The organism is Methanocalculus sp. (assembly GCF_029762515.1).
Taxonomy (GTDB): domain Archaea; phylum Halobacteriota; class Methanomicrobia; order Methanomicrobiales; family Methanocorpusculaceae; genus Methanocalculus.
Genome location: NZ_JARVGN010000081.1, coordinates 1 through 6943 on the forward strand (window position 1 = coordinate 1; position 6943 = coordinate 6943).

At 50.7% G+C, this 6943-nt stretch carries 8 protein-coding genes; 6 read left to right on the plus strand and 2 right to left on the minus strand.

Features of this window, described 5'->3' with window-relative positions; all coding sequences use genetic code 11:
• On the plus strand, window positions 1–623 hold a 623-nt coding region (locus QCH34_RS04245), incomplete at its 5' end, for a 2,5-diamino-6-(ribosylamino)-4(3H)-pyrimidinone 5'-phosphate reductase (RefSeq protein WP_300330599.1).
• Window positions 624–627: 4 nt separating this feature from the next.
• Here the strand turns inward: QCH34_RS04245 and QCH34_RS04250 are convergent.
• On the minus strand, window positions 628–1092 hold the full coding sequence (locus QCH34_RS04250) for a hypothetical protein (RefSeq protein ID WP_300330601.1): 465 nt from the start codon (window positions 1090–1092) through the stop codon (window positions 628–630).
• 123 nt (window positions 1093–1215) lie between these two features.
• On the opposite strand from QCH34_RS04250, the gene QCH34_RS04255 reads away from it, so the two are divergent.
• Together QCH34_RS04255 and QCH34_RS04260 are read left to right on the plus strand one after the other, a co-directional pair.
• On the plus strand, window positions 1216–2418 hold the full coding sequence (locus tag QCH34_RS04255) for an SLC13 family permease (protein ID WP_300330603.1): 1203 nt from the start codon (window positions 1216–1218) through the stop codon (window positions 2416–2418).
• A 58-nt stretch (window positions 2419–2476) separates the two neighbouring features.
• Entirely contained in the window at window positions 2477–3223 is a 747-nt protein-coding gene (locus QCH34_RS04260) for a hypothetical protein (RefSeq protein ID WP_300330605.1), read from the plus strand.
• Between the two features lie 120 nt (window positions 3224–3343).
• Here the strand turns inward: QCH34_RS04260 and QCH34_RS04265 are convergent, their stop codons facing one another.
• Window positions 3344–4126, minus strand: a complete 783-nt coding sequence (locus tag QCH34_RS04265; protein WP_300330607.1) for a response regulator — start codon at window positions 4124–4126, stop codon at window positions 3344–3346.
• 321 nt (window positions 4127–4447) lie between these two features.
• On the opposite strand from QCH34_RS04265, the gene QCH34_RS04270 reads away from it, so the two are divergent.
• From QCH34_RS04270 to QCH34_RS04280, 3 genes are read left to right on the plus strand one after another with little or no spacing between them, the layout of a single operon-like run.
• Entirely contained in the window at window positions 4448–5947 is a 1500-nt protein-coding gene (locus QCH34_RS04270; protein WP_300330609.1) for a DUF2193 domain-containing protein, read from the plus strand.
• A gap of 13 nt (window positions 5948–5960) precedes the next feature.
• Window positions 5961–6167 carry a DUF2180 family protein gene (locus QCH34_RS04275; protein ID WP_300330612.1) on the plus strand — a complete coding sequence of 69 codons (207 nt, stop codon included), beginning with the start codon at window positions 5961–5963 and terminating at the stop codon, window positions 6165–6167.
• Between the two features lie 15 nt (window positions 6168–6182).
• The gene (locus QCH34_RS04280; protein WP_300330615.1) at window positions 6183–6923 is read left to right on the plus strand and encodes an MIP/aquaporin family protein; all 741 of its coding nucleotides are present in this window, start codon (window positions 6183–6185) and stop codon (window positions 6921–6923) included.
• The last annotated feature ends 20 nt before the right edge of the window (window positions 6924–6943 follow it).

The window sequence follows — 6943 nt, forward strand, 5'->3', positions numbered from 1 at the left end:
GGGAGCGGCGCCAGGTACGGATATCAGGATCAGACGATTTTTCCCGTGTCGACCAGATGCGTGCTGCCTGTGACGCCATCCTTGTCGGTATCAAAACGGTGCATGCGGATGACCCGTCACTGACAGTCAAATCACCGGTTCTCCGTCAGAAGCGGAAAAACAGGAAGGCAGATGAGAACCCGGTAAGGATCGTCCTTGACTCGGGTGCAGAGACGCCGACAACAGCTGACATACTTAGGAAAGGGGAAGGGAAACGGATCATCGCTGTTGCAAGGAAAGCCGATCCAAAACGGGTGGAGGCACTTGGAGAGTATGCTGAAGTCATCACCTGCGGAGAGGATACTGTCGACCTCCACTCTCTTATGCCGGAGTTGAAGAAGAGGGGGATTGCAACCCTGATGGTTGAAGGGGGAGGCACTGTGATCTGGTCATTTTTAAGCCAGGGTCTCTTTGATGAGCTGAATGTATATCTCGGATCATTGATCATCGGCGGAAAGACTGCCCCGACACTTGCAGATGGAGAGGGATTTATTGATGAATCGCTCTTCCCAAGGCTCACCCTCGATCACGTCGGACAAATGGACGATGGAGTCCTTATCAGATGGAAAAGAAGAGAGGAGTGAATATTCATCTGCTCTTGAATTCGTGGAGGGCATCGCTGATCACAACAACCTCTCCACTACTATAGTACACGGTAATCTTTACCCGATCAGATCCCCGTGTTCCGTCAAATGTGACCGATTTGCCCATATTGAGCGGTCTCTCGATATATTTTGTCTCAACACGTCCATCAGAGGTATACATCGTGGCTTCAATCAACGTAACGAAGTTCATCCCCTGCCCTCCATCAAACCGGACAATCAGATCTGTTCGGATAGGATCCCGTTCAACGGAGGTCGAGACCACTTTTCCAACAGGCATCGTTCCAACCGGACCCGGGGTGAGAGACCAGCCGGTGGGCGTTTCTGCAGGAGTCTGCGTTACTTCAGGAGTTGCAACCGGCACAACCGCCTCCGGCGTCTCTGTGCACCCGGCAACAGAGAGTGCAGCAGCCAGAAGGAGTGCCATCAGAAGGTAATGAATATACTTCATATGCCACAATAGGAGTAACTCCTATATGACGCTTTCGCAGATCTGATCGGAGAGGCAATTCTTCATAATCATGCAGGCGCAATCCTGATCACGGATAATGCTACTCTTATTCTCGCAGCGGTGATGGTGGCGATCGCCTTCCGCCAGGTCGGAAAGGTGAGGCTGCCCATCTGGGGCATCATGCTCGGTGGAGCAGTAGCTGCACTTCTGGCAGGATCAATAGCCCCGATAGCCGCCCTTTTTGCGATCAATTATGAAATTCTCATCTTCCTCTTCGGCGTCTTTATCATCGGTGCTGCAATGGAGGAGAGCGGCTATCTCGCCCATACCGCAACCAGAATATTCGCTTCACAGAGAACGACGCGAGGACTGATCTTCCTCTTTATCTTCGTGATGGGAGCCTTCTCGGCTCTCCTGATGAATGACACCCTTGCAATCATCGGAACCCCGATTGCCCTCGTCCTTGCCCGCACCTGCAATATCCCGGATCGGATCTTCCTCCTCGCACTTGCAGGCGCAATCACGACAGGGAGCATAGTAAGCCCGATAGGAAATCCCCAGAACCTGCTCATTGCCATCTCAAGCGGGATGGCGAATCCGTTTCTCACCTTTCCCCTCTACCTTCTGATTCCGACACTCATCTCCGGTTTAATCCTCTATGCTGTTATACTACGTCTCATCCCCAACATTCCAGATACCCTGTCACCGGCCATGCCCGAGGGAGGGATCCACGATCCCGGCATGGCAGCCCTCTGCAAAATCTCACTCGCACTCCTCATTCTCCTGATTCTGCTGAGGATACTGCTTTTATCTCTTGGCTACAATCCATGGCCGGGACTCGCCGGGATAGCGCTCATCGCATCAATGCCGATACTCATCCTCTCCCGCAAGCGGCTCCAAATCCTTAAAAAAGTGGATTATGCAACACTCGTCTTTTTCATCGCGCTCTTCATCCTAATGGGTGCAGTCTTTGCGAGCGGAGCAATCCAGTCAGCGGTCTCCCAGGATCAGATCCTCTCGATCCCACTTCTCATCACCGGGAGCCTTGTGATGAGCCAGATCGTCTCGAATGTCCCCTTCGTTGCCCTGCTCATTCCGATGCTCCTTGAGGCTGGTGCAGGAGATACTGCGTTCCTTGCACTTGCAGCAGGGAGCACCATTGCCGGAAACCTGACGATACTGGGTGCTGCAAGCAATATCATCATCATTCAGAACGCAGAACAACGGGGTGCAACCATCACCTTTATTGAATTCCTGAAATTCGGTATTCCGGTGACGATCCTCCAGAGCCTGGTCTTTCTTGTCTGGTTCCTTATCATCACCTGAAGGACAGTTTCCTTTTTCCATGCAAAAAGCATCAATTAATCTATAAGGGGCAGGTACAATGCGACTCAAATGGGAGACAAAACTCGGCATAGCACTCATCTGTTCAACAGCGCTCATCTACGGGCTGAAGTTTTTGATCATAGGGGATGAGGGGGGGAGCAACACCCTCACCTATATCTTCAATGCGCTCGGCTTTTTGCCGGTGAATGTCCTTCTGGTGACGATCATCTTAAACCAGCTGTTAGCAGTCCGCTCAAAAAGGGAGAGGCTCCAGAAGATGAATATGGTCATTGGCATCTTCTTCTCCGAGGTCGGAGCAACACTCCTGAAACACTTCTCAGATGCAGATCCACATCTCGATCAACTCCGGGGGAATCTCCTTATCAGGGATTCCTGGACCGAGACTGAATTCGATCAAATCAGGAATTATCTTCAGGGAACAGAACAAACAGTCATCATCCAAAGGATCGATCTTCAGGATCTCCGCAACTTTCTCATTCAGCATCGTGACTTTCTGCTGCGTCTGCTTGAAAACCCGGCTCTCCTTGAACATGCCACATTCACCGAGGCGCTCCGTGCCGTCTTCCATCTCTCAGAAGAACTTGAGAGCAGGGATGATATTGCCAGCCTTCCCGGGCAGGATATAGCACACCTCACCATCGATATCAGGCGTGTCTATGATCTGCTCACCCCGGAATGGATTGAGTATATGCGGTACCTGAAGTCACACTATCCATATCTCTTCTCACTGGCGATGCGGAAGAACCCATTTGATGAGCATGCCAACCCTGTGATCGCCGGCTGAACAGGGGGAATACTCCCCCCTGAATCCATGAGGCCATGAAGAGATGCGCCTGGAGCCAGAGAACTATGCATAGTCTGGAAAAAAAGCAGAGAATAAAACCCCTTGGAAGTTAAGAAGGGATTAATATCGATTCAGGGTGCGGCTCTTCCCGATATTCTCATCAAGCTTGAGAATATAGCCGATAATCTCATTCCGGTTATTCTTCCTCACCATCACTTTCAGGTGGACTGCCTTCCTCTTGCCTTTCCGTGTCGTGATGATGATATCGTGTCCTGTGCCGATAACAACACTCTCCCGGACTGCTTCCCAGAGAGAGGGGTATTGTTTCTGTGTTTTTTGGGCCATCTCAAAGTTGTTGATGACCTTGTCGACATTATGATAGAACCCCTGTTTGTGAGTAATTGCAGTGATATGTTCCGCATAGGGGTTCATGAAGAGGACACGGCCACCGGTATCAAGGAACATCACCCCGGCATCAATATGGAGCAGTTCCTTGAATTGTCTGGCATCTGTTCCTGAGGGGCGTGTTGAGAGATAATTATTGATGGCAATCTCAATGACGCTGAAGAGATCGCGTTCATTGAAAGGTTTTGTTATATAGCCAAATGGCTGGGCCTGCTTGGCCTGGTTTAATACATCACTCCCATAATGGGCAGTACAGAAGACAATGGGTATTGAGAAGAACTGGTAGATGATCGTTGCAGCAGCAATCCCGTTTGCCCTCCCTTCAAGCCCGATATCCATCAGGACAAGGTCGGGGGTGCCCTGTATTGCCTGCATGATTGCCTCATCTGCTGATGTGGCAATACCCGAGACGCCATACCCAAGCTTTCGGAGCATGACAGCGAGCATCTCAACGATCATCGCGTCGTCTTCTACGATTAGAATCTGGTTTGCTGCCATTCCCGATCAGGCCACCATTAATACTCTTCTTTGGTACCCGGTTACAGGATCGGATCCACGAAGAAACCGGCAGATTATCCATGCAACCATCATACAAATAGAATAGTATATGAATTGGTCTGTTATATGTGTTTTCAAAAATGACCAGAGAAAGAAAACAGGAATACTCTCCTTAACATTTGACCATTTGAAGAATACATGAGAGAATTTCGTAAATATATTTTCATTTATTGTTCTATTTCATTTAACAATACCATTATTATTCTTTGGGATCATAGTCCCGCATATCGGGCATCTGCCCGATTAACAGAGGTGTTAGCAATGTCCGAACTGTATAAAAAAATCATCGCAGAAGCAATGGCTGCCCAGCGGGCAGATGTTGAGACGATTAAAAAGAAGCGGGGGACGGCGTTTTCGATCACCGATGCCGAACCCTATGTTGCAGCTGTCAGGAAGATGAAGGCTGCAGCCGGCCAGAGTGCTGCTGTGATTGACCTCCACAAGACGTCAGTTACTGCACACTTTACCGCACTGAAAGGCCTGACAAAAACCATACGGCCGGAAGACGATCCTTTTGTCGAACATTACCAGACTCCGGTCGTCCTTGAGATCCTCAGTGATGAAGACCCGAAGTTCAAAAAGAGCCTTGATGCCTTCGTCACCCGGATTGGAAAATCCGAGGCATTGATCGGGCGGGAATCCGCACGCCGATATGCCGGATTCTACGGGCCCACCTGTGTTGTGGATTTTGCCATGATCCCCGGAAGTACTAGCAATATCGTCAACCAGATTCTGAAGAAGACAAAAATTCCAAAAGATCACCAACAGACAATTCTTGCCTCAAAATCATGGGGCATGAACACATCCTATGGTGTCGGGGAGGTCTTTGCAACACGTGTTGAAGCGGGCGACTCTCTTGCGGATGCATCAAAGAAGGAGGTTCAGCAGGTCCAGAAGATCTATAAGACCCCGGTTGATGCCCAGGCCGAACTGATGGATGAGGCAGGACACACCTCATTTGATGTCAGGAAGTACATGAGCGAGTATCGCCGCCTCATCACACCGGCTGTAAAGAAGGCAGTGGATGACGGCGTGCATTATGGAAATATCGTCACCATCCCGGCATACTGTGTCGGCGATATCGCCCATCACATCGCCCAGTCCACCTTCAACATGTGCAAGGACGATGTGATCATGGCAACCATCGATGCGGTGACAGAGGTGATGGAAAAGACCCTTGCCGCCGCTGTGCCAAAGATGAAGAGCGAATATGATATTCTCTCGGTTGCAACCGGTGCATCTGCATGTGCAACAGAATACATTCTTGAACTTGACGGATTCAATGCGCCGATGATTGTGGATCTCCTCACCAAGAGGTTCCATAACCTCGTCCAGCTGAACCCGACCCGTGGTGCAGCGGCTGAGCTGCATAACTGCGATTTCATGGATATGATCTACCGGGGATGGAAGATCCTTGACCGGGCACGGAGGGCAAAAGCCGGATCAGCAGGGAAGCTCAAGCCGAAAGTCTCAGGATGTGAGATCGATCTCTCTCCAGTTGATCAGAACGAGGTTTTGATGAACCCGCAGTGGTATGCATACCCTGCCTGTGCGATCACGGTCAGGGCATCTGCCCTTATGAGGCTCTCTGATTACCCGTGCCTCTTAACGAGCGAACCTGTGACTGCAACGATGATGACCAACATCATCGCACTTCACAAGGAGACGCCTGCTGCCCCTGTCAGGGCATGTAAGGATTGTGCTGCGGCATGCCTTGTTGACTTCAGGCACCAGTATTGTGAGTATAAGAACGCAGTATAAGGTGGTGTCTGGTATGAAATGTTATATCTGCGCCCAGGAGGGGAAAGACAGCGATGCGGTTGCAATCTGTATCGTCTGCGGCATGGGAATCTGTATGGAGCATGCAATGAGGGAGGAGACAGAGAACTGGGAAGGGGGCTACCCCTTCCCGGCAAAAAAGCTCAAGAAGAATATTCCACGGATCCTCTGCCCACCCTGCTATGAGGCGTTCCATACATAATTGGAGGTTTTACTCGTGGTATCACTTGCCAAACGATGTGTAGCTGAAATAATTGGAACCTTCCTCCTCGTCTTTTTCGGAGCAGGAGCAGCGACTGTCACCCTGATGCTCTCTGCCGGAGAAGAACCGCTCACCGAATTCAATATCGGGATCGGGTACTTCGGGGGGCTCGCAGACTGGCTTGCAATAGGTCTTGCCTTTGGTATTGCCATTGCCGGTGCCATCTATGCACTTGGCAGGATCTCCGGGGCACATATCAACCCGGCAGTCACAATCGCCCTCTGGGCAACAAAGAGGTTCCCGACATCAGATGTCGCCCCCTACATCATCGCCCAGCTGATCGGAGCAGCACTTGCAAGCATCCTCTTCTTCGGATGTACCGGCCCGGATGCAGTACTTATGGGAGGACTTGGAGCAACCGCACCATTCCACGGGATCTCCTATACCGAAGCGATACTTGCAGAAGCGATCGGGACATTCCTCCTGATGCTCGTCATCATGGGTGTGGCTGTCGATAAGCGGGCACCTGAAGGGTTTGCCGGACTGATCATCGGCCTCACCGTCGCCGGTATCATCACCACAACCGGAAATATCGCCGGTTCATCATTGAACCCTGCACGTACCTTCGGTCCGTACCTCGGAAACACCCTCCTTGGAGGGCAGAACTTCTGGGAATTCTTCCCGATCTATATCATAGGGCCAATTGCAGGGGCACTTATCGCAGTATTCCTCTATGACTGGCTCACCTCGGAATAATCTTTTTTATCTGCCGGGTC

Excerpts from the sequence above, each read along its gene's own strand:
- QCH34_RS04255 (WP_300330603.1), top strand. The coding sequence starts at position 1,216 with ATGGTGGCGATCGCCTTCCGCCAGGTCGGAAAGGTGAGGCTGCCCATC.
- QCH34_RS04265 (WP_300330607.1), bottom strand. The coding sequence starts at position 4,126 with ATGGCAGCAAACCAGATTCTAATCGTAGAAGACGACGCGATGATCGTT.
- QCH34_RS04275 (WP_300330612.1), top strand. The coding sequence starts at position 5,961 with ATGAAATGTTATATCTGCGCCCAGGAGGGGAAAGACAGCGATGCGGTT.
- QCH34_RS04250 (WP_300330601.1), bottom strand. The coding sequence starts at position 1,092 with ATGAAGTATATTCATTACCTTCTGATGGCACTCCTTCTGGCTGCTGCA.
- QCH34_RS04260 (WP_300330605.1), top strand. The coding sequence starts at position 2,477 with ATGCGACTCAAATGGGAGACAAAACTCGGCATAGCACTCATCTGTTCA.
- QCH34_RS04270 (WP_300330609.1), top strand. The coding sequence starts at position 4,448 with ATGTCCGAACTGTATAAAAAAATCATCGCAGAAGCAATGGCTGCCCAG.